Source organism: Peptoniphilus olsenii, from assembly GCF_040545475.1.
Taxonomy (GTDB): domain Bacteria; phylum Bacillota; class Clostridia; order Tissierellales; family Peptoniphilaceae; genus Peptoniphilus_A; species Peptoniphilus_A olsenii.
Genome location: NZ_JBEPMA010000012.1, coordinates 25,278 through 46,637 on the forward strand (window position 1 = coordinate 25,278; position 21,360 = coordinate 46,637).

Annotated in this window: 19 protein-coding genes and 3 pseudogenes; 3 read left to right on the forward strand and 19 right to left on the reverse strand. The window is 29.9% G+C overall.

Annotated elements, in window-relative coordinates; genetic code table 11:
* Positions 1–45: 45 nt before the first annotated feature.
* Genes ABID14_RS08025 through ABID14_RS08050 form a run of 6 tightly spaced genes read right to left on the reverse strand, consistent with a single transcriptional unit; the run spans position 46 to position 5,598 of the window.
* Positions 46–1,422, reverse strand: a complete 1,377-nt coding sequence (locus ABID14_RS08025; RefSeq protein ID WP_354368921.1) for an ABC transporter permease — start codon at positions 1,420–1,422, stop codon at positions 46–48.
* Complete coding sequence (locus ABID14_RS08030; protein WP_354368923.1) at positions 1,422–2,078, reverse strand: ABC transporter ATP-binding protein; 657 nt, start codon at positions 2,076–2,078, stop codon at positions 1,422–1,424. Before ABID14_RS08030 ends, ABID14_RS08025 begins: the two co-directional genes overlap by 1 nt.
* A 9-nt stretch (positions 2,079–2,087) precedes the next feature.
* On the reverse strand, positions 2,088–3,365 hold the full coding sequence (locus ABID14_RS08035; protein ID WP_354368925.1) for an ABC transporter permease: 1,278 nt from the start codon (positions 3,363–3,365) through the stop codon (positions 2,088–2,090).
* An 18-nt stretch (positions 3,366–3,383) separates the two neighbouring features.
* Positions 3,384–4,274 (reverse strand): 4Fe-4S binding protein, encoded by an 891-nt coding sequence (locus tag ABID14_RS08040; protein WP_354368927.1) that lies wholly within the window; start codon positions 4,272–4,274, stop codon positions 3,384–3,386.
* The gene (locus tag ABID14_RS08045; RefSeq protein ID WP_003426158.1) at positions 4,267–4,419 is read right to left on the reverse strand and encodes a CD1871A family CXXC motif-containing protein; all 153 of its coding nucleotides are present in this window, start codon (positions 4,417–4,419) and stop codon (positions 4,267–4,269) included. The genes ABID14_RS08040 and ABID14_RS08045 overlap by 8 nt, the downstream gene beginning before the upstream one ends.
* 21 nt (positions 4,420–4,440) lie before the next feature.
* Complete coding sequence (locus ABID14_RS08050; protein ID WP_354368932.1) at positions 4,441–5,598, reverse strand: TlpA family protein disulfide reductase; 1,158 nt, start codon at positions 5,596–5,598, stop codon at positions 4,441–4,443.
* Positions 5,599–5,927: 329 nt separating this feature from the next.
* Here ABID14_RS08050 and ABID14_RS08055 point away from each other — a divergent pair.
* Positions 5,928–6,284, forward strand: a pseudogene (locus ABID14_RS08055) (plasmid mobilization protein).
* 1 nt (position 6,285) lies between these two features.
* Positions 6,286–7,617, forward strand: coding sequence for a relaxase/mobilization nuclease domain-containing protein (locus ABID14_RS08060; RefSeq protein ID WP_354368936.1), 1,332 nt, complete (start codon positions 6,286–6,288; stop codon positions 7,615–7,617).
* A gap of 20 nt (positions 7,618–7,637) precedes the next feature.
* Here ABID14_RS08060 and ABID14_RS08065 read toward each other — a convergent pair whose 3' ends face one another.
* The 9 genes from ABID14_RS08065 to ABID14_RS08105 form a co-directional block, all read right to left on the reverse strand.
* On the reverse strand, positions 7,638–8,135 hold the full coding sequence (locus ABID14_RS08065; RefSeq protein WP_354368938.1) for a TIR domain-containing protein: 498 nt from the start codon (positions 8,133–8,135) through the stop codon (positions 7,638–7,640).
* Complete coding sequence (thsA, locus tag ABID14_RS08070; RefSeq protein WP_354368940.1) at positions 8,136–9,557, reverse strand: Thoeris anti-phage system NAD(+) hydrolase ThsA; 1,422 nt, start codon at positions 9,555–9,557, stop codon at positions 8,136–8,138.
* 34 nt (positions 9,558–9,591) lie between these two features.
* Positions 9,592–9,921: an N-6 DNA methylase gene (locus tag ABID14_RS08075; RefSeq protein WP_005399335.1), complete on the reverse strand. Its 330-nt coding sequence runs from the start codon at positions 9,919–9,921 to the stop codon at positions 9,592–9,594.
* A complete protein-coding gene (locus ABID14_RS08080) occupies positions 9,908–10,123 on the reverse strand; it encodes a helix-turn-helix domain-containing protein (protein WP_005399336.1) in 216 nt (71 codons plus the stop codon). The genes ABID14_RS08075 and ABID14_RS08080 overlap by 14 nt, the downstream gene beginning before the upstream one ends.
* A gap of 336 nt (positions 10,124–10,459) precedes the next feature.
* Positions 10,460–11,824 (reverse strand): ABC transporter ATP-binding protein, encoded by a 1,365-nt coding sequence (locus ABID14_RS08085; RefSeq protein ID WP_354368943.1) that lies wholly within the window; start codon positions 11,822–11,824, stop codon positions 10,460–10,462.
* A complete protein-coding gene (locus ABID14_RS08090) occupies positions 11,818–12,507 on the reverse strand; it encodes an energy-coupling factor transporter transmembrane component T family protein (protein ID WP_094209055.1) in 690 nt (229 codons plus the stop codon). The genes ABID14_RS08085 and ABID14_RS08090 overlap by 7 nt, the downstream gene beginning before the upstream one ends.
* The gene (locus ABID14_RS08095) at positions 12,507–13,088 is read right to left on the reverse strand and encodes an MptD family putative ECF transporter S component (RefSeq protein ID WP_243328560.1); all 582 of its coding nucleotides are present in this window, start codon (positions 13,086–13,088) and stop codon (positions 12,507–12,509) included. Before ABID14_RS08095 ends, ABID14_RS08090 begins: the two co-directional genes overlap by 1 nt.
* A gap of 9 nt (positions 13,089–13,097) precedes the next feature.
* Positions 13,098–14,819 (reverse strand): ABC transporter ATP-binding protein, encoded by a 1,722-nt coding sequence (locus ABID14_RS08100; RefSeq protein WP_005399340.1) that lies wholly within the window; start codon positions 14,817–14,819, stop codon positions 13,098–13,100.
* Positions 14,803–16,557: an ABC transporter ATP-binding protein gene (locus tag ABID14_RS08105; protein ID WP_354368946.1), complete on the reverse strand. Its 1,755-nt coding sequence runs from the start codon at positions 16,555–16,557 to the stop codon at positions 14,803–14,805. Before ABID14_RS08105 ends, ABID14_RS08100 begins: the two co-directional genes overlap by 17 nt.
* Positions 16,558–16,717: 160 nt before the next feature.
* Between ABID14_RS08105 and ABID14_RS08110 the strand changes: the two genes are divergently transcribed.
* Complete coding sequence (locus ABID14_RS08110; protein WP_354368948.1) at positions 16,718–17,710, forward strand: helix-turn-helix domain-containing protein; 993 nt, start codon at positions 16,718–16,720, stop codon at positions 17,708–17,710.
* 119 nt (positions 17,711–17,829) lie between these two features.
* Here the strand turns inward: ABID14_RS08110 and ABID14_RS08115 are convergent, their stop codons facing one another.
* From ABID14_RS08115 to ABID14_RS08130, 4 genes and pseudogenes are all read right to left on the reverse strand, one after another.
* The gene (locus ABID14_RS08115) at positions 17,830–18,486 is read right to left on the reverse strand and encodes a DNA-binding protein (RefSeq protein ID WP_354368950.1); all 657 of its coding nucleotides are present in this window, start codon (positions 18,484–18,486) and stop codon (positions 17,830–17,832) included.
* A gap of 261 nt (positions 18,487–18,747) precedes the next feature.
* Positions 18,748–19,209, reverse strand: coding sequence for a flavodoxin (locus tag ABID14_RS08120; protein ID WP_354368952.1), 462 nt, complete (start codon positions 19,207–19,209; stop codon positions 18,748–18,750).
* 145 nt (positions 19,210–19,354) lie between these two features.
* Positions 19,355–19,686, reverse strand: a pseudogene (locus tag ABID14_RS08125) (ClbS/DfsB family four-helix bundle protein).
* Between the two features lie 231 nt (positions 19,687–19,917).
* Positions 19,918–21,360: pseudogene (locus tag ABID14_RS08130) on the reverse strand (helicase-related protein); the annotation flags it as partial.

The following is a 21,360-nucleotide window of genomic DNA, read 5'->3' on the forward strand; positions in this document are numbered from 1 at the left end:
TTTATACACCATATTATACAGCATATTATTTGATATTTGAAAGTTTTAATTATTGTCAATTAATAATTCTTTTGGATTTCTTCTCAATATATTAAATGAAGAAATAATCAACGATACAATAAGTACTAAACTCATAAATATAACTACATAAATTATGAATTTAGGTAATACATTTATATCTAAACTTGATAAAGTCTTGTTGAATCCTTCAACTTCTGCCCCACCACCTAATTGGCTAGATGCAGATAGTCTAGCTATTTGTTTAGCTATATCACCAGTAACCTTATTCAATATATTGTTCCCAAGCTTATCAGCTGTATATTGAGCTAAGAAATAAGAAACAACGAATGCGGGGATTGATATAAATATCATCTCAATTAGAAATTGACCAAAAATTTCTAATTTTGATATACCTAATGATAGTAATACTGCTATTTCTTTCTTTCTAGCATTCATCCATAAGAATAATAATAATGAAACTACAACTCCTGCAAATATTAATGAGCCAATAAATAATTTACTTGAAATTGAGTAGATACCTGATATAGATTGTTGCAGCGCAGGATAATTTGATGAACTTTTAATCAAATTATATTCTCTCCAATTTATATCTAATTTCCCAAGATCTTTTATTACGCTATCAAGATTCTTATCACCTTTTACAAAGAATGTTGCATCTTGGTACACGGCAGTATCTTCTGTATTACCATAAACTTTAGCAGCCGTATGAACATCAGTGATTAATGTATTTTCGTATAGTTCTTGTGCTGCACTTACGCCACCACTATTGTGTCCTTCAAAAAGCCCTTTAATCTCGACTTCTACCGTTTCATCAGCACCTTTTTCATTATCGGCATCAAATAAATTTGATTTTATTTTTATTTTATCTCCAACTTTTAGGTTGTTTTTTTGCGCTAAATCTTTATGCATTAAAATTTTATTTTGGTCTTTATTTTCTAAATGTTTTCCTTCTATTAATTTATATGCTTCGGATACAAACTTTGTTTCCTTTGATGAATCATTAACCCCTGTTAACATAACCGTTCTTTTGAAGTTTTTAGCTCTTTCAGGAGATTGATTTGCTAGTGTTTCTTGAGTTTCAATAATATCATGATCCACTAAATCTGCAACACTATTGATTCTTTTTACATAAGAGTCGATACTATCTGTTTCAGATATCTTTTTAATATCTTCACCTTTTACATTTCCCCCACCTCTAGGTGTTCCTGGATTTACTTGTCTATTTATCTCCATAGAAAAACTATTTGTTATATTAGCAAATGTTTCTTTTGAAGCTCTGTCCGTAGCATCTTTAATAGATAAACTAATGAGACTTAAAGTTGACATAGATAAAATAACTAATATAATAATTAATGATTTTAAGCTTTTTCTAGTTACATAAGCAAATGCATTTTTTATCATTATTCAACCTCCAAATTCATTTTATTTACTTTTTTCAACTTTTTACCACTTAGTTCTAGAATGATATCCGCAGAATCTGCTACTTCCTTACTATGTGTTACAACTATTACACATTTATTTCTATCTTTAGCTAATGTCTTTAATATATTAATTATTTCTGCAGCAGTAACACTGTCTAGATTACCAGTAGGCTCATCAGCTAGTATTATTGGAGCATCTGATACCAATGCTCTAGCAATAGCTACTCTTTGTTGCTGTCCACCAGATAATTTCATAACATTTCTTTTTATTTGTTTTTTATCTAAACCTAGTTCAAACAAGATACTTTCATCTGCTGATTTATTTACTAATCTAATATTTTCAATTGGTGATAAATAATCTATTAAATTATAGTTTTGAAATACTAAAGATATATTATTTTTTCTATGATTACTATATCCTTTCTTTTGTATATCTTCATTCTTAAACAATATTTTTCCTGTTTGAGGTTTATCAAGTCCAGCAAGTAAGGAAAGAAGTGTAGATTTTCCTGTTCCTGACTTTCCTACTATCGAATAAAACTTTCCAAGTTCAAATTTTTGATTTACTCCTGACAAAACTTTTTCTCTAGAATTTGCATAACTGTAAGTTACATTATTTATTTCTAATATATTCATTATTTTCTCCTAACTTATTTTTGATAATATTTCTTTTGGTTTTTTTATTAATATTAATGAGGAAGCAATTACAATTGATAAAACAATAATGCTTATTAATATTAAATAACTTTCTGCAAGTGTTGTTATATTTAGCATAAAAGTGCTTTTATTTATTAAACTTCCACCGAAAATCATTGAGTTATCTGAGTTAATGAATCCTTCTACAATTACTTTTAGTAGTAGATTTTCTAAAAATAAGGAGGGTATTATACTTGGTATAGATATGAATATTAACTCAAATATAAACTGCATTATAATTTGTACTTTAGTTATTCCAATAGATAAAAATATACCTATTTCATAAATTCTTTCTCTTAACCATAGAATCAAGATTAACGAAAGAACAACCATACCACCTAACATAATAGAATAAGTCATTATTTTTATTATATGTTTTATTCCACTCACTGAATCCAGAGACTCTTCAAACGCATTATTATCTTTTTCAACGGAATACCTTGATTCATCAATTTTAAGATCTTTAATTTTTTTTAAGGCTAAGTCTGTAGATTCCAAACTACCAGAATACATTAAAATTTTATTTGCAATTTTATTATTTTCTGATTTATTTAATATCTCTTGGCTTGTTGAATAATCTGCAAAGACCATGTTTTCGCTAAAATCAGAAGACAATCCTGTATATATTTCCTGTTTTTTACCAGAAAAAATTCCTATAATTTTAAATTTATGACTTTTTATTTTTCCATTTTTTTCCATATCTAGTAATTCAAGATCAACTTCATCCCCTAATTTTAGATTGTTTTGTTTAGCAAATTCTTCATGAATTATAATTGAATTCCTATCATTTTCTTCTATGTTTTTGCCTTTTTTAATTGTAAATGCTCCGCTACTAAATAAAATGTTTCTTTTAGTATTATTAGTAGCTTCGAGTGAAACAACATTCTTAAATTCGTCAGATAAATCTTCTCTATTTATTCTTTGTTCTCCGCTAACTACTTTAGCATCTTTTAGTTTTGCTAATCCATCATATTGAATTATTTTTTCTTCAATTTCTTTTAATTTTTCAATATCTTTAAATTGATTAACATTAAAATATTTACCATCTTTTTTTGTTATTGATATTGAAGAATTAGAACTTTCATATAAAGCCTTTTCTATTTCATTGCTTGATTTCATTATTGTTAAACAAGAATACAAGCAAGAAAGAACTATAATTAATATGATAAAAATTATTAAAGTTCTATTTCTCTTTCTTGTAATATATGCTATAGCATTTTTTATCACTTTCCTAACTACTCCTCTCTATTTTCTTACTCCATAACTAATTGCATCCACTGGACAAGCATTTTTACATCGTCCACATCTGATACACTCCAGATGATTGCAATTCTCAACTGGATCTATATTCATTTGGCAAACTTTTTTACATTTTCCACAATTAATACACTTATCCTTATCCAATCTATATCTAAATATTGAAATAGGGTTAAAAATTGAGTAAATAGCTCCAAGTGGACATATATATTTACAAAAAGGTCTATATATAATTATAGAAAGTAACAAAGTAACTATTAGAATGATTCCTTTCCAATAATACAAGAAACCTATCGAATTTCTCATACTTTTATTTAATAAAACAAGTGGTAATCCTCCTTCCAGCATACCAATCGGACAAATAAGTTTACAAAAATACGGAGAACCCTGACCTAAAATATCAACCAAAAATAAAGGTAATATTATTACAAATACAAGTAATATTATGTATTTCAATTTTCTCAAATGTTTATCAAACTTAAATGTTTCAACTTTTTTAAAAAAGGGAATCTTATGTAGCAAATCTTGAATCAATCCAAATGGACACAGCCATCCACAAATAAATCTTCCCACCAATGCTCCTATAAAAAACAAAATCCCAACTATATAATAACTAATCTTATATTTTGAATTTCCAATTACTGCCTGTAGTGATCCTATTGGACAAGAACCTTTTGCTCCCGGGCATGAATAACAATTCATACCTGGAACACAAATTTTCTTTAAATTCCCACCGTAGATTTTACCAGTCTTAAACCCTTCAAAGTAAGAATTCGTAATTAAAAACCAAACGGATTGAAATAAATGCCTAAAACGATCTCTTATTTTATATTTATCTTTTTTTGTACTACCATTTATAATATTTTTAATTCTATCCAATTCCAATACACTCCATACAAATTCTTATCGCCTTATCCAAGACAACTTTAGTTTCTCCATTACTATGGCCATAGTAAATCATCGCCATACTAATAAAGATAATTAATAAAGACAAGGCACGGCTTTTTAAAAATTTATTAACCATATACCAATCACCGCTTTACTTTTATTTATTTTTTATTTTTTCCAATTCTTTTTCAATTACCTGCTTCCATTCCTTTGCACTCTTTGCCCCAGAATAAGTATCACCTACAATATTTCCATTACTATCAACAAAGAAAGTCTCTGGCATAGCCTGTATACCATTCAATCTACCATTAAAGTTTGTCTTATCTGGCATTAAGAAAGGATATGAAGCCTTTGTCTTTTCATGTATTAACTTTGACTTTTCAATTGCTTCCTTGTTTTCACCGTTATCATCAACAGTATCTGTAACAACTCCAACGATATTTACACCCTTGCTTTTCATTTCATTCTGAACCTCAACCAAATCAGGAATTTCCTTTACACATGCTGTACACCAAGTTGCAAATACATTTACCATAGTAAGATCATACTTCTCAAAATCTTTACTTGTAAAATCTTTGCCATTTATGTCCTTTGTTGATAGTTTACGTAAATCTTTAACCGATTCTTTGTTAAATGCTTCTGTATTTTCTAAATCAGTTTTTTCTGATAGCACAAAACCATTTTTAGGACGTTCTTTTTTATCTATAATTTGAATCTCAGTTCTTTTTAATTCATCCAGAAGATTACTTTCAGCTCCGCTATTTATGCTTAAATAGCAATCGTATTTTCCATCACTTGAAACTCCTATTTTAGTATGAGTATCACATTTTGTAATTTTAGATATTTTTTCTTCTGATGTATTTTTTTCGAATATACCAATAGTCCCAATTCTTTCAAGCTCATTTTGCCAATTTTTATATCCATCGCCCATCTTTTCTATAACTGCATTCTTTTGTTCTTCTGTCATTTTTTCAAATGTCAAAATAGCATACTTTAGTTCTTTATCTATAGGACTTTGATCATCTAACATCGCTATCTTTTTATCAGCTATATAATTTCTAAATTTGTCTGAGAGTTTAAATTTAAGCCCTAAATATTCATAAACATATTCTTTCTTTGCCTCCAATGTATAATCTGATGGCTTAAAAGTTTCATTTTTGCCATTTGCATTAATTGACATGCCTGCCTCTTCAGAACTTATGGATTGTCCTTCTTTAATTTTATTGTTTTCATTACTTTTTTGACACCCAACTACGTTTAAGCTCAAACATAATGCAAGTAATAGGCATGCTCCTTTTGATACTATTTTTTTCATAAATTTTTCCTCCTTTATTTTTTACAGAATAGCATTTTATAGCTACTTTCAATAACATTCTACATACCTTTTATGAAACGTTAATGAAATAACTTTTTTATTTACTAACTCCCTTCAACCATGTTATAATAATTTAAATATCAGCTTAATACTTGTTACACTAGTTATTCTTTTAAACTTTCAATCTTTTGAACAAGCGTAGCAAGTGAGTACCCACTTGCGAAAAATTGGTGAAGCAGATCCACTAGGACTGCTTCTTTTTTTATCAATTTTTAGCTTGTTAGGGAGAACCCTAAGACCCCGAAATACACCTAAAGGAGGAAATACCTATGGCAAATAGAATACGAAACGAAAGACTTGAAATTAAACTAACTGAAGAAGAAAAGGCTCTTTTTGAAGAGAAATGAAAACTTTCAAAGTGTAGAAATATGAGCCATTTTATTCGCAAATGCGTTTTGGAAAAGGAGATTTATCAGGTAGATTTAGAGCCTTTCCGGGATTTACAAGTCTTACTTTCCAATGCTACAAATAATATCAATCAGATTGCAAAAGCTACTAATACAACTGGTGTTATTTACAAAAATGAAATTGAATCAATGAATAAGCAGATAGAAAAATTATCAATAGAAATATGGAAGATCCATTCTCTACTTCTTAATAAATCAAAAGAAAGTTCTGGTGATTAGTATGGCAATTACAAAAATACATCCTATAAAATCAACTCTAAATTTGGCAATAGATTACATTACTAAGAGCGAAAAAACTGATGAGAAAATCTTGGTATCTTCATTCAAATGTCATCCATCTACTGCCCATATTCAATTTATAAAAACACGAGAAGACAATGATACTAATGGTACAGTTTTGGCTAGGCATTTAATCCAATCTTTTCTACCAGGAGAGGTTGATCCTATAAAAGCTCACGAAATTGGAATGGAATTATGTAAGAAAATTTTAAAAGAAGATTATGAATTTGTTCTTGCAACTCATGTAGATAAAGGGCATATCCACAACCATATTATTTTTAATAATGTTAATTACAAGACTGGTAAATGCTACCAATCTAATAAAAAATCTTACCATAAAATTAGGTATCAAAGTGACGAATTATGTAAAGAAAATAAGCTTTCAGTCATTGATGAATATTATGAAGCTTACAAAAGAAAATATAAAACTGCTGGTAAATCTTGGTACGAATATGACCAAAACAAGAAAGGAAATTCTTGGAAGTCTAAACTTCAATTTGATATAGATAGAATGATTAATAAGTCTAAATCTTGGGAAGAATTTTTAGAAAATATGGAATCTCTTGATTATGAAATTAAGTTTGGTAAACACATTGCTTTTCGTCATAAAGATAAGAAAAGATTCACAAGAGCTAAGACTATCGGAGAAGATTATACTGAGGAAAAAATTAAAGAGAGAATAGATTTAGCTATCAAAAATAAAGCTAACCCTATTAAAAAGCGAGTAGGAAATGTTATTGATATATCTACTAATAAAAAAGCTCAATCCTCAAAAGGTTATGAAGCTTGGGCAAGAAAACACAATATCAAAACAATGGCTGACTCGATAATTAAGCTTAGAGAACAAGGAATTAACTCTATCACACAACTCGATGAGCTAATCAAAAAATCTGCCGATGATAGACAAGACTTGTTAAATAAAATAAAGAAGATTGAAACTGAAATGAAGAGTTTATCCCAAGATATGGAAAATATAAATACTATAAATAAGTATCGTGAAATATATAAATACCACAAGAAAAATCCTGAAGATAAACAATTTGCAGAAGAATATTATAGTGAACTTTCCGTCTATAAAATAGCTGCTCAAAACATACTAAAGAACTATAAAAAGCTACCCAACACAAAAGAAATACTATCAAACCTAGATAAATTGCAAGAAAAAAAGAACACCCTTATGCAAGAGTATTCTTTGAATAAAGAACAATTTTCTGACCTTGTTCAGTATAGGAAAAACTATGAAAATTATTATGGGAAGGAGGTGGAGAGGTAGCTTCTCTCCATCATCATTTATTACCAAGTTGATGGTTTATGTTCTATTCCATACTCAATTAAATCTTCAATATTATCTTTAATATCGCTATAAACATTTTTGCTTGATAAGTATACAGAATCAAAACATTTAACATATTTTGAAAGTTTTTCACCTTCTAATGTTAAATAATCAAAAGGATTGTTGCCCTTATCATCTTGCTCTCCCAATGCATTCTCCAACTTGTGGATATAAATTCCAACAATACCTTTGTTTAACTCGTACGCTTTTTTTATTTCATAATTTATCCATTTTCTATTTGCTGTTTCTTCTCCAATCAAGACAACTAAACATGAACACTTGTTTAACTGTTCATCAATCCATTCTTTAATTTTGCTTTCAGTTTTTTCTTTTACTTCCTCCCAGTCATTATCTGAAAAGGTAGAACTACTGTCTACTTTCCCCATGTTGCGAACCTGTCCTGCCCTCCAATTATCATTGTCGTAATGAAAGCTAAAAAACACCTGTCTTTTTGCCATTTAAAACTCCTCCCTATTTAATATTTTAACTGCTTGCACTATGTTTTTAATAGACATATCTATATCGCCATCGCATTGTTTATTTGCCTGTTCAATTGCACTTATTATATTTTCATCTGAAATTTCTTGAGTTGTTTTATTATATATTTCTTTAGCTGCCCCACCAGTATGTTCAATAGGCAAACATACTAATCCATGCTTTTTACATAACTCAAATTCATCCATCACTCCATGTGCAATATCTTCTGTTTCTTTATTTCCAAAAATGAATATAGCGATACCACAATTTTCAATCATCTGCTCTCTATTTTCTATATATAGCTTATCTAAATCAATATCTAATGAACTATTTTGAGGAAAAGGCATAAGCGTTAAAAAATCATTTATTTTGGACTTATGAGCCAAACAATAATCTGCAACTCCATTTAATACAAATTCACCGACACCTTTACCATATCCATTCACAATATGATAACCATTTTTTGATAGTTCAAAAGATAGTTTATGAATAAAATTTTCTCCAATTTCCTGAGAATAAGTCGAATAGGAGTACGCACTACCCGATATAAATATTGTTTTCCTTCTAAATCTATCAACAAGAGTACTTAATATTTCAGTGATTTCATCATATTTATTTACTAAATATGTAAAAATACCATATCTATTTAGATCTTCAATTTGTAGCTCCTGTCTTGCTTTTTTGTATTCATAATCCTCATCGGTATCTTGGATCCTTTTCATAATACAATAATGTTTTCTTGTATTCTTTTCATCTAGCAATACCCTTAATCTTCCAATTACATAGTTAAAGTTTGGATCTTCAAAACTAAATCCTAAAAATAGAAATGTCTCGGTAAGCAAATCTCCCTCTAAAACTTCTCTGAATAACTTTCTTTTGTTATATCCAAATTCTTCATAATCACTTCTTGTAAGTACTGCATCTTCAGGAGTTTCTACATCTCCGTGTAGTTTATAAACGATTGCATCAAAATCATGATTTGTACCTCTTAATTGCTCATCTGTTGTTTTTACATAAGGCTTTTTCATATTATCTTCTAAAGCTTTTTCAATTAACTTATCATAATTAGTCGTCCAAAAAGTGGAAATCGGTAACTGTGATAATAGTTTATGATTATCAGTAGGTTTTAGTAATTGAGAAAATTGCACTTTGATCAAGTCATCTATTGATGTTCTCTTCTTTGAATTAGCATAATACTGAGCTAAGCTAACCAAATCATTTTCTTTTTCAACATTTAACCCAATTTCTTTTGCAGGCTCTCTTAGAAGTTCTTTCCAACTACAAAATCCAGCAGGAATTGATAATCCTGCTCCAATAAAAGCTCCCAATTCATCACTTTTAATGGCTTTTTCAATTTCTCTAATCAAATCTTTTTTAGATACTTCACCTTTAATAATAAACACCTCCCCTTATTTTCTCGATCCTAAAAACTTATCTTCATTCATTTGAATTTTCCTTTATCCAATATAAATTAGCTTCCAGCAAATTTACAATATCTTCATCTGTTTCATAACATGTTAAATTTATCTTTTTTATAAGTTTACTATCAATAATTCTCTGAATTAGTGCCGCAGAAAGGATTCCAGAGCCAGCTCCTGGATCAAGAATAGATATTTCATCTCTTTTAATATTTAAGTCAATTAAAGATGCCATAAATTTTGCTGTTTCTTTACTCGTAAAAAACTGTCCTATTCTTTTTCGAGTTTCTTTAGATGCGATCTTAATATATTCATTTGTCTTATCTAAAACATAATCAATCATTTTCATCTTTAACTAACTCCATAATTTCGCAAAGATTACAATTTAATCCTTCACATATTCTTAACAATACGTCAGTTGTAATATTCTCCCCATTTTTCATTTTATAAAATGTACTTCTACTAATATTTGTTTTTTCCATTAATTCTGTGTTATTTAAATCTAGGTCAATCATTTTTTTAAATAGCTTTTTATAGCTGATTTTTAACATGACTATCTCTCCATTCATGAATTCTATATCAATTATATTATAGCATAAATCTTCACTTTTTTCATAATATTATTCACTTTTCTAAAACACAAATACAAAAAAATAAAGGCAGTCCGAAGACTGCCGATACTTATCTCTCATCTCTTTAATTATAGAAAGTAAATAAAGAATTTCCCTAAGATATGGAAAATATAAATACTGTAATAAGCATCGTGAAATGTATAAATACCATACGAAAAATCCTTAAGATAAATCTGTAATGAATACCAATGTTTCTGAATATCTTTTAATTTAAATAATCTTACAGTCCTATATACATGTTTAACAAACTCTATTTTACAATTCGAAAATCTCATCTGCAACTTCGTTCAAAAACTCAATGTCATGGGAAACAATAAAAATTATTTTATCTTTATTTCTATATTTTTTAATCAGTTCAGATATTTTTATCATATTGGAATAATCCATGCCGCTAGTTGGCTCATCATAGTAAACAAAAGTAGAGTCTTTACACATTATGGACGCTATTGCAAGTCTTTGCTTTTGTCCTCCTGATAAGCTCATTGGGTGTCTTTCTATAAATTCGTCCAGGCCTAAATCTTTTAATATGATTTTTGCCTCTTCTTCATCAAAATTCTTTACACCTAGGCTAAGCTCTTTGAATACTTCATCTGTAAATAATTGATGATTTACGTCTTGCATAACAAGTGAAGAGTTTTTGAGTCTTTCTTTTTTAGATAGTTTCTCACCTTTAAAATAAATTTCTTCTTTTGATTTTTTCTCAAGGCCAATTAAACATCTTAAAAGCGTTGACTTCCCTCGTCCGTTGGATCCTATTATGCCGTAAATTTTACCAAGTTTAAAAGAAATGTTTTTTACACTTAAATATTCATCATCATTAAATTTATAGCTAAGATTTTTTATCTGATACTCTCCACCATCTTTTAAATAAGGAACTTCTAATTTACTTAATTCTTTATCTCTTAAACTTAAAGCGTTCAATTTATTTTTATCAAACTTTAAAAATTCACTTCTAGTATAAGTTTTTTTAAGTTTACACTTATCTATTAAAAATACACGGTCAACTATATCCATTAAATAATAGATTCTATGCTCAGCTACAATTATGCTTATGCCTTTGCCTTTAAGTATTTTGAGCATATTTGTCAAAACATCTATGCTTTTAATATCTAAATTCGATGAAGGCTCATCCATAACTATAATCTTTGTGCCCGCTATATAAGAAGCAGCAATGCAAAGAATTTGTTTTTCACCGCCGGATAGATTAAATATATTTCTATTCAAAAGATTTTTTATCGGGAATATTTCAAGCATGTCCTTTAAACGCCTGTCCATTTCTTCTCTTGCAAGTCCAATATTTTCTAAATAAAACAATAATTCTAATGTCGTATTAACATTAAAGAAATATGTCTTAGGATTTTGAAAAACAGTTGAGACAAGCATTGAGATTTGATAAAGCTCCAACTCTTTTATATTTTTACCATCAATAATTATTTCGCCCTTTGTTTTTGCGTTATCATACCTTACAGCTAGTCCGTTGATAGAATTTATTAAAGATGACTTACCACTTCCACTTTTTCCTGTAAATAGCACACACTCTCCCTCGGCTATGGATAGTGATACATCATCTAATATATGCTCTTCACCGTAATCAAGACTTAAGTTTTTAACTTCTACCATATTAAGCCTCCTACAATAAGTCCAAAAACTGCTAAAACATAAACAAAATCAATTAGCGTTATCTTTACACGGATATATCTAGTCTTAGCAATTGGATTTTCTATTGCCTTTGTTTCTGCCGCTTTTGAAATATCATCTGCAATGTTTGAAGATATAATTAGTAATGGCACTGAAACATATTCAAGATATTTGATTGGGTTTTTAAAATTTATACCTCTTACTCTCATAGCCATTTTGATGTTTTTCTTCTCTTCTTTAAAAGATGGAAAGAACCTAAACATAACCGCAACAGGTATGGAAAGATTTTTTGAAATTTTAAGCTTATCCATTGATGAAATTATTGCACCTACATCAGAGGTTTTTATCATGAAGCTTGCTGCCATAAATGGCAATAAAAACATTCTGAAGATAATAAATAAGCTTAAAAACATCTTAATTATTGGATTTATATTAGATAGCACCATAAAATTAGGTAAAGCATATAATATTGCACATAAAAGTATCCATTTGAAAAGTGTTTTTTTGTATCCATTCAAATAAAATAAAATACCAATAATACAAGCAATTGCTAGCTCAAAACGGATGTTTAAGCTATGCACAACAGTTAAGCCTGTAAGAAATACGACTAATAACTTACTTATTGGGTTGAGATTAAAGGGAGAATTCGAAGAAAAGCTAGGCATTATACAATGCCTGCTTTTTCAAAGTGTTTTTTCAATAGAGCCTTTCCTATATATGCCCCAATAATTCCTCCTAGGAAAGCACCTAAGGCTACTAAAGCCATGTGAGGATAAGTTATTAGATTTTCCAATGCATCAACATAATCTTTTCCCATCATCATAGATAATTCAATATATTTTTCTTTAGCTAAAAGCATTTGCATTAATGATCCACAAATCCACGTACAAAATACTGCATAAGAAAGCATATTATATTTAAATGAATTATAATTACCAATCTTTCTAATTAATTCTGCAACCATCATTACTATCAATGAAAATAATGGCAATACATAAGTATGTCCCATAGCAAACATCACAAGTGGTGATATCATGCCGAGAATAAATAGTGCCCATGGTTTTTGAACCTTAGTCATAAATAACATAACTACAGTCCCTGCGATTATTCCCAAAACTGTTGGGTATATTAAAAACAATATTGGGACCATACCCATCATACCAACACCAAACATCAAGGCGAAATAAATTACGGCAAAAACACCGATGCTTACTAAATCTTTTACTTTTAATTTTTTATTATCCATTTATTCCTCCTAATAAATAAATTCTTCTGCCATTTTTGTCTTTTCTATTAAATTTTTGTAAACTTTTGATTTTTGTAAAAGCTCTTCATGCTTACCTTCGCTTTCTACTTTTCCGTTTTCAAGAACCACTATCTTGTCAGCATTTTCTATGGATTTCATTCTGTGTGAAATGATAACAACAGTTTTATCTTTAACTAAATTATTTAAGGACTCTTGAATCTTTTTCTCGTTGTCAACGTCAAGGCTTGCTACTATCTCATCTAAAATCAATATCGGTGCATCTTTTAAGAAGGCTCTGGCTATTGATAATCTTTGTCTTTCTCCTCCTGATAGTTCAGCTCCGTTCTCACCAATAACTGTATCGAAACCCTTATCCATCTTTTCTATAAAATCTGTACAGTTTGCAAGTTTTGCTGCTCTTTTAACCTCTTCGTCACTTGCATCTTGCTTACCAAGTCTAATATTTTCCATAACGCTTTGATTAAAGAGAACCACATCTTGGAAAACTATTGAGACCTTATCAAAAAGAGATTCTGTTGATATTTCTTTTATATTTTTGCCATCGATTAGGATTTGTCCCTTGTCATAATCATAAAGTCTTGATATAAGTTTCAAGATAGTTGTTTTACCACATCCGCTTGCACCTACCAAAGCAGTAACCTCTCCCTGCTTAGCTTTAAAACTTACACCATTTAAAACTTTTGCGTCTTTATTGTAAGCAAACTCAACATCTTTTAGATCAATATCAAATTTTTTTAAGCTATAGTCATCGCCTTCTTGTAAATCTTGATTTTGAATTTCTTTTAATCTTTCAATTTTTGGCGTTAAATAAAATATTTCCATCAAGCCCGCTTTAGATGCATCTAAAGCGTCTTTTATCTTCATAGCAGCTAGTAAATATCCTATAAGGTAGAGAGAATTTATCTCTTTATTAATAATTAGATTTACGCCGACAAATATCACAACAGCAAGAGATATAAAGCTAAATATTGAAGATATAGACAAAGTTAAAATTGTAGTTACTTCGTACTTTAAGTGTACTCTCTCACTATCTTCCATTTTTTTATATAAATCATCTTTAATATCCTTCGATAAATTATATGCTTTAATCTCCATTTGCATTTCGATATTTTCTTGAAAGCTTTCTGAGTTTTTTCTTAAGACATCATAATGTCTATTCTGTCTATTAACCTGATATTTTTTAGATAAAGGTATAAATATAAAGCTTAAAATAGATGGAATAATTACAGCTAAACCCATCTTGACATTGCCCGCTAGCATCATTACAGACATTAATGGGAAAAACAGTACCATGCCGCCCACCTTTGGTATTGCGTGGCTCATTGCATGCTCTATGCCTGCAATATCAGCCATGATTGTTTGTGAAATGTCGGAAATGTCATGTTTAGAAAAGTAAGATAGAGGTAATTTTGATAAATTCTCCGCTGTCCTTATTCTTAAATCTGCACTTTCTTGATAGGTTGTGTTATATAATTTATCGTATTCGATAGAAAGCAAAATATACATTGCTATCAAAGTCAAAACTGAGAATACTATATAAAAGCCATTGCTTTTGCCCATATTTTCCAAAACTTCCTGAGCAAAAATCATAAGTAATATGGCAGGAAGCATGTTTATACAATAAACGAAAAATGTAGCCAGTGTTGCTTTACTTAAATTTCTTGCTCCTTTATCTGTAAGAGCAAATCTTTTTTTATAAAACTCTTTCATTTGAAACCCTCCATTCATTCGCACTGTTAAACATCTCTTGCAGGCTCTTATACCTTGTATCTTTTGACATTAATTCTTTGTCAGACCCTCTTTCTATAATTTTTCCACTATCCATAACAATAATTTCATCAAGGTCTTTAATTGTAGATAGTCTGTGTGCAATCATGATAACTGTTTTATCCTTCATAAGATTTTTGAAAGCTTTTTGCAATTCAAACTCGTTATCTGGGTCAATAGATGCTGATGCTTCATCCATAATAATAATTTTGGAATCCTTTAAAATTGCTCTAGCAATTGCAATTCTTTGTTTTTCTCCACCGGATAAATAAACACCTTTTGAGCCTATGATTGTATTTTCTCTTTCTGGGAATTTGTCTAATATTAAATCACATCCTGCTAATTTTAAGGCTCTCATAACGTCATCTTTCGTCGCATCTTTATTAGCTAAAGCAACATTATCATAAATGCTCTTCTTGAATAATTTTGAATCTTGAAAAACAAAGGAAACGGCTTTAATTAAGGCTTCATCAGAATATTCACTTATTGCTATCCCGCCTATCTTTATGCTTCCTTCATTAACATTGTAAAAACCTGATATAAGTTTTGCTACTGTTGATTTGCCTGATCCAGATGAACCGACAAGTGCGTAGGACTTTCCTTCTTCTAAATTAAAGGATAAATTTTCAATGACAGCTTTATCATTATAAGCAAAGCTTACATTGTCAAAGTCTATATTATAGTTTTTAAAATTATTGACATTACCATGCACTAATTTGTCTTTTTGCATATCTTCGTAAAGCGCCTCTAAAGTATCTACTGCATAATTCCCTTGAGAAATATACATGGAGTACCACATTATTCTCGTGAATGAAACAAAGAGAACTCCTGATAAAAATATAATCATGATAAGCTCAAGTAAAATCACCTTTGCGCTACCTAAGCTTGTCATAAAATAAACTATAGGAATAATTAAAATTGCAATCAGTCCAAAAAATAACCATTGATATAAAACATAAGGCTTTTTACAAGATAGGGAATAATCATAAGCATACTTTGAGTAATCTTTTATCGCCTTATAAAAGCTTTTAAAAGACTCTACATTTGCTTTAAATATTTTTACAACTTGCATTCCTCTCACATACTCAACAGTTTCAGCACTTAGTTTAGATAGGGCCTCTTGGTATATCTTCATAAATTCTTGCTCGCCCATCATCGCCCCTAAAATTAAGCCGCCAATTATAGTAAGAGCAAGCAAAGTTATACCAACCCTTATACTTACTATAAAGCCAAGTACAAGGACAAGTACGGGTGTAACTATTGCCTGAGAGCTATCTGGAATCATGTGAGCTACAACCTGATGAGTTTGTGTTGCATTATCATCTATGATCTTTCTTATCTGACCAGAGGGATTTAAGTCAAAGAACCTAAAACTTGCTTTCTCTAAGCCATCAATCCCCCTCTTTCTTAAATTTGTTTCAAGCCTAAATCCCAATATATGTGAAAACAGTCCTGAGACAAAATAAAATATCGCTCCACTTGTTAGTGTAATAACAGATTTTAATGCTATGCTCTCTGCACCAGATAAATTTGAATTAATTATTAACCTATCTAAAAATTTGTAGATTAAGTAATATCCATATACCGTAAGCACAGCAGATATAGCAGAAAAAACTATAGCTAAAACCCCAAGATATTTTTTATCCTGTACATAAGCAAATAGTTTTTTGTAAATCTTCATAATCATATCTCCTTTCTTTGATATTCCTTTTAGATATAAATTTGCTTTATTAATAATTACTATCATTGCTTTTCTATTATACATCTGTTATAATGACTAATACAATAGTTTTGAATTAATAAGGCTAATTGGAATATTGTCTAAAAGGGATAGGCGCATTATGACATATTATGATTTTGTAAAAGAATATATGAAGGTAGATGAATGTAAAAACAATAAGAAGTATTCAAGTGCAGGGCACACTTTTTGTTGGAAAAAAGAGGATTTAACCTATGCAGAAGGGCTTTATTGGTTTTATGAGGGAGATGGATTTATTATTGATATCCATAATTTTTATATCAGAGAAGAAATAATTCAAAATAATACTTATAGTATGGCAGATTATGTTTCAATATACACAAGCTACATTGTCAGCGCAAACGGCGAGAGATTTAGTCCTTATCAAACACTTACTGCAAACTCATTATGTACTTTTGACTTTGACAATATAAAAGACGATTTTGTTTTTTTATTACACGAGAATTGTTGTTATCTTGCTGTTTCCATTGGTTTTAAAAAAGAGCTAATAGAAAAACATTTAGCATCTATTAACATTCATCCAGAATCATTTTATTCAGCTTTACTTCAACCGAATCAAATAATTCTTACTAAATCCTTAGAAAAAGTAGCAATGGAAATTTTAAATTGTAAGATGGACCCTCCTGCTGCTGATTTTTTCTTTAAAGCTAAGGCAAATGAGTGGATAAGTATAGTGATAGACACATACTTAAATAGAAAAAAATATAAAATTGAATCTGATGATAATAAAGCACTTGAAGATGTAGCCAGATTTTTAGATAATCATTTCGCCATGAATGTAAATCAGGAAACTCTCGAAAAAATATCTAAAATGAGCGGAACAAAATTAAAAAATTTGTTCAAAGAAAAATATGGTCAAAGCATTACAGAATACACCCAAAGAAAAAGAATGAATGTAGCTGAAACTCTTCTCTTAAATACCAAACTACCTATAAAGGAAATAGCTGAATCTGTTGGATACGCATCCCATAGCAAATTTTCCATTTATTACAAAAGATACAAGGGAAAACTTCCAAGTGAAGTCCGTAATTTAGTTTGCAAGGAGCACAAGTTAAAATGCGATTATTGTGATTAAGTATTTTTTTACAAGCAATATTTTTGTATGAGTTTAAGTGGATATGCATATATGACCTAAATAAATTAGATTAAAAAAATGAGCAAAAAAAATAAAGGCAGTCCGAAGACTGCCGATATTTATCTCTCTGTACCTTTGCTATGGTCTTTCTTGTTTGATTTAGATTTCTCATCTGTCTTAAAGCTTTTTATTTGCCCTAATATGGACTTTTTATCTTTATCTTGATTCTTTACTTGTTCTTTTGCTTTTAAAAGCTTAGAAGACAAAATACGAACATTTTTATGTTCCTTTCCGTTGTTATCAATGCTTGTTTTTACTTGTCCGAAGATTTTAACAAAATCTCCTTGTTTTAGTTTCTCTAAATCTTTTGTCTTATCTCCATAGGCTGAACAATTGGTACAAACTTTATTTCCATCGTCATCTTTTGAAACAATTAAAAAATTACTTACTTTAAATTTTTCTCCATTAGCATTTTCTCGTTCAAGATTTTCTACTTTGCCAGCTATATTACCCACGAGATTTATGAGGTCGTCTTTTTCTTCAAGTTCATTGGTATTTTCAATGAGCTTTCCTTGTTCTTTCATATCATCAATCATATAGTCAAAGTCATCACTTAGTAGACCTGTTGTGTCATTGTTCATATATAAGACATAGACTTCTTCAAGTGCTTTTTCATCAGTAACGCCTTTTTCTATGCTCACAAGTGCTTTTATAAAGTCCTTGTAATTATCATTCATCATTTCCTCTAAATTTTCTCTAATATCTTTGTATTCCATAATTTCCTCCTTTTTCATAAAGCCGTCTATCTCTCTTTTTTCGTGCTTCCTCTTTCTGCTGACTAATGAGCTTTTTCTTTTGTTTTGTAACTGCTTGATTTCTTCTTTTGCCATTAAAATTTTTCTTCTATGTCTTTCATTTTCTTTGTCCTTTCTTCTTGATTTTGAGCAATAAAAAACAGTAAACCGATTTGATTTACTGCTTCGTGAATTGCTATCTTGTATCTTTTATTTGGTTATTTGAGTTTAATAAACTGGGATTCATAAATTACTATCTAACCATGTTTTTAGTTCATCAAAACTGTAATCTCCTTTTAACGCTATTCCATCTTTAATGATTGAATTCTTACATTCCTTTTTGTAATCTTCAATCATTCTCCCAAAACCACCTCCGCCATGCGTGCAAAACGGAATAATTGTCTTTCCACTTAAATCAACCGTTCTTAAAAACGATAGCACGGGTGGGGCAAAAGTTTTAAGCCAATTAGGAGAACCAATAAAAACCACCTCTGCATTTTCAATAATTTCCGTCCCTTGAATAAGAGGTGGACAATATCCTTTTTCAATTTCTTCTCTCACTTCTTTTACAGCTGTATTATATGAGAATGAATAGGGCATTTGTGGCTTCAGCTCTCTCAAATCCCCATCAGTAATCAACGCAATATCTTCTGCTAATCTTCTTGTTGTTCCTGAATATGAATAATATACAACTAAAGAACTCATTATAATTACCTCCTTAACTTCAAAATTATAGAACTATCTTTTTCTATTTTATGATTTTACTTCTGAATGTTCCAAAAGGTGCAACCGTATTCACATGAATAAATCTATAGACTTCCCATACTGCTGTTTTAGTCGCTCCATCAGCCTACTTCCTCATATGCGGTTTAAATAATTCGTCCTCACTTAACGAATCAATCATTGTATAGATAGAACTAATATTTTCCCCTAATCTATTTTTCAATTCTTGCAGAGATAAATGAGCATAAGTATACGTAAACCACTGATATAATTCACCCAGTTTATTCCATTTAAATTTATCTGATGGTGTCTTACTTCAAGCCCCTTTCTTTCATCTTCTTCCCATTTGAGAAGCAATGTTGTCCATCCCACCTGATAAGCAATGTTTTCTGCCAGAGTTCTATTAACCTCATCAACTCTTTTATCTTTTAAGGCTTCCGGAATGTCATCAAATTTCACAATATATTTCGAATGCTTTTCTTATTTCACCTTTAAGTTCTTCTCTATTCTTGTATAACCGGTTAACATATCCCCTCAATCTCTAATTTTTCTCTCTGAATAATCATCAATATTATACCATTTTTTTAGGTACTTTTTCCACTATCAAATTTCCTTCTTGCTATCAAGTCTATCATAGAAACAGATTGAAAAGAATCAAAACGTTTGATAAGGAGAGCCTTTCGCTCTCCTCTATCTTTCTTGTCCTTTTTCACTTTTTTCTTGGTTTTTATCTTTTTCTTCTTCAGATTTGAATTTTGATATTTGTTCCAATATTGATGGTTTCTCTTCCCTTGCGTGAAGATTATCCTCTACATCATAAGTTGATTCAAAGTAATCACTATCTTTAAAATCATTGTCATACCTTTCTGGTATTCCGTCATTGTCAAGATCTTTTGCTAGTGGGTCATAGAAGTTTCCGTCATCATCTATTTCTAGTCCTAGAGCTTGTTTCAAATCTTCTTCATCTACTGCTACCAGATCATCAAAACTTGACATCTTTATGGCTTCAGTCATGTCTTTAAGAGCTTGTGAATTAGATATATCTTCTTCTACAAAAGATTCTGTTCTAATAGCTACATTATCTACATACTGAGTCCATGTTTTTTCTTCCAAATTTACCTCATATTGAATCGAGTGCTTACCATCAGGTGTTTCTGTATAGGCAAGTCCTATATGGCTTAAATCTGGGTATAGCTTGTCAAAGTCTTCATAGCTATTAGATTCCGAAAACTCATAGTTAGAATAATCTACTATCGCCCTCTTTAAATCTTCTAATAGTGGTGATTGGTTTTCTAATTCTTCTACTTCTCCCATATCTAAAAGTTTATTAATCTCAGCTAATCTTAGTGTCTTATCCCTTAACTCATCTGCTTTTTCAAATGGTTTAGTTAATTCTACTTTGGCATTTTCTAAAGATTCTTTATAGTTTTCAAGGTTTTGATTTAACCTCTCAAGTCTTGAAGGTATTTTTTCAATGGCATTATCGAGCCTTGTTATATTACCATCAGTAGAGTTTGAAAACTCTCCAAAGTATTCTGCTTTTCCTAGAAGTTTAAAGGTGTGAGCATTAGTCATAAAGTTATATGAAACTTGTAAGTCTAAATTCCTATATTTACCAATAACCTTACTATCATTTATCTTTACCTTTTTTATTTCTTCTAATAGCTTCTCTCCAGCCTCTTTCTTATCTAAAATCTTATTTGCACCAAGACTTATTGAAGTAAATTTGCTATCTCCTTCTCCTAATTTCTCAACATTTGCAATATCTTCTTTAACTTCTTGTATTTCCATTTCAGTTTTTAAAATACTTTGAGGATAAATTTTATTTACCTTATCTTCAAGCTTATATTTATTAGACTTGTAGTTTGCTTCAAGCATTTTTAATTTTGTAACTTCGTTATCTAAATCCATTTTTTCTTTAATTAGAGGATTCCCCGTAGCTAGAGCCTTAATTTCTGAATAAGATAGGCTTGCTTCATCAACATCTTCTGCAACACGCACAGGTGTCTTGCTTGTCATAATTTGAGAAATGAATTTTTGCTTATTCTCTATTGTCTGGTCGAGTAGGTCGGGGATATTACTATCCCTTTCCCCTCTAAGAACCGTGCATGAGAGTTTCCCCTCACACGGCTC

Excerpts from the sequence above, each read along its gene's own strand:
- ABID14_RS08025 (WP_354368921.1), bottom strand. The coding sequence starts at position 1,422 with ATGATAAAAAATGCATTTGCTTATGTAACTAGAAAAAGCTTAAAATCA.
- ABID14_RS08030 (WP_354368923.1), bottom strand. The coding sequence starts at position 2,078 with ATGAATATATTAGAAATAAATAATGTAACTTACAGTTATGCAAATTCT.
- ABID14_RS08045 (WP_003426158.1), bottom strand. The coding sequence starts at position 4,419 with ATGGTTAATAAATTTTTAAAAAGCCGTGCCTTGTCTTTATTAATTATC.
- ABID14_RS08050 (WP_354368932.1), bottom strand. The coding sequence starts at position 5,598 with ATGAAAAAAATAGTATCAAAAGGAGCATGCCTATTACTTGCATTATGT.
- ABID14_RS08060 (WP_354368936.1), top strand. The coding sequence starts at position 6,286 with ATGGCAATTACAAAAATACATCCTATAAAATCAACTCTAAATTTGGCA.
- ABID14_RS08065 (WP_354368938.1), bottom strand. The coding sequence starts at position 8,135 with ATGGCAAAAAGACAGGTGTTTTTTAGCTTTCATTACGACAATGATAAT.
- ABID14_RS08075 (WP_005399335.1), bottom strand. The coding sequence starts at position 9,921 with ATGAAAATGATTGATTATGTTTTAGATAAGACAAATGAATATATTAAG.
- ABID14_RS08080 (WP_005399336.1), bottom strand. The coding sequence starts at position 10,123 with ATGTTAAAAATCAGCTATAAAAAGCTATTTAAAAAAATGATTGACCTA.
- ABID14_RS08085 (WP_354368943.1), bottom strand. The coding sequence starts at position 11,824 with ATGGTAGAAGTTAAAAACTTAAGTCTTGATTACGGTGAAGAGCATATA.
- ABID14_RS08090 (WP_094209055.1), bottom strand. The coding sequence starts at position 12,507 with ATGCCTAGCTTTTCTTCGAATTCTCCCTTTAATCTCAACCCAATAAGT.
- ABID14_RS08095 (WP_243328560.1), bottom strand. The coding sequence starts at position 13,088 with ATGGATAATAAAAAATTAAAAGTAAAAGATTTAGTAAGCATCGGTGTT.
- ABID14_RS08100 (WP_005399340.1), bottom strand. The coding sequence starts at position 14,819 with ATGAAAGAGTTTTATAAAAAAAGATTTGCTCTTACAGATAAAGGAGCA.
- ABID14_RS08105 (WP_354368946.1), bottom strand. The coding sequence starts at position 16,557 with ATGAAGATTTACAAAAAACTATTTGCTTATGTACAGGATAAAAAATAT.
- ABID14_RS08110 (WP_354368948.1), top strand. The coding sequence starts at position 16,718 with ATGACATATTATGATTTTGTAAAAGAATATATGAAGGTAGATGAATGT.
- ABID14_RS08115 (WP_354368950.1), bottom strand. The coding sequence starts at position 18,486 with ATGGAATACAAAGATATTAGAGAAAATTTAGAGGAAATGATGAATGAT.
- ABID14_RS08120 (WP_354368952.1), bottom strand. The coding sequence starts at position 19,209 with ATGAGTTCTTTAGTTGTATATTATTCATATTCAGGAACAACAAGAAGA.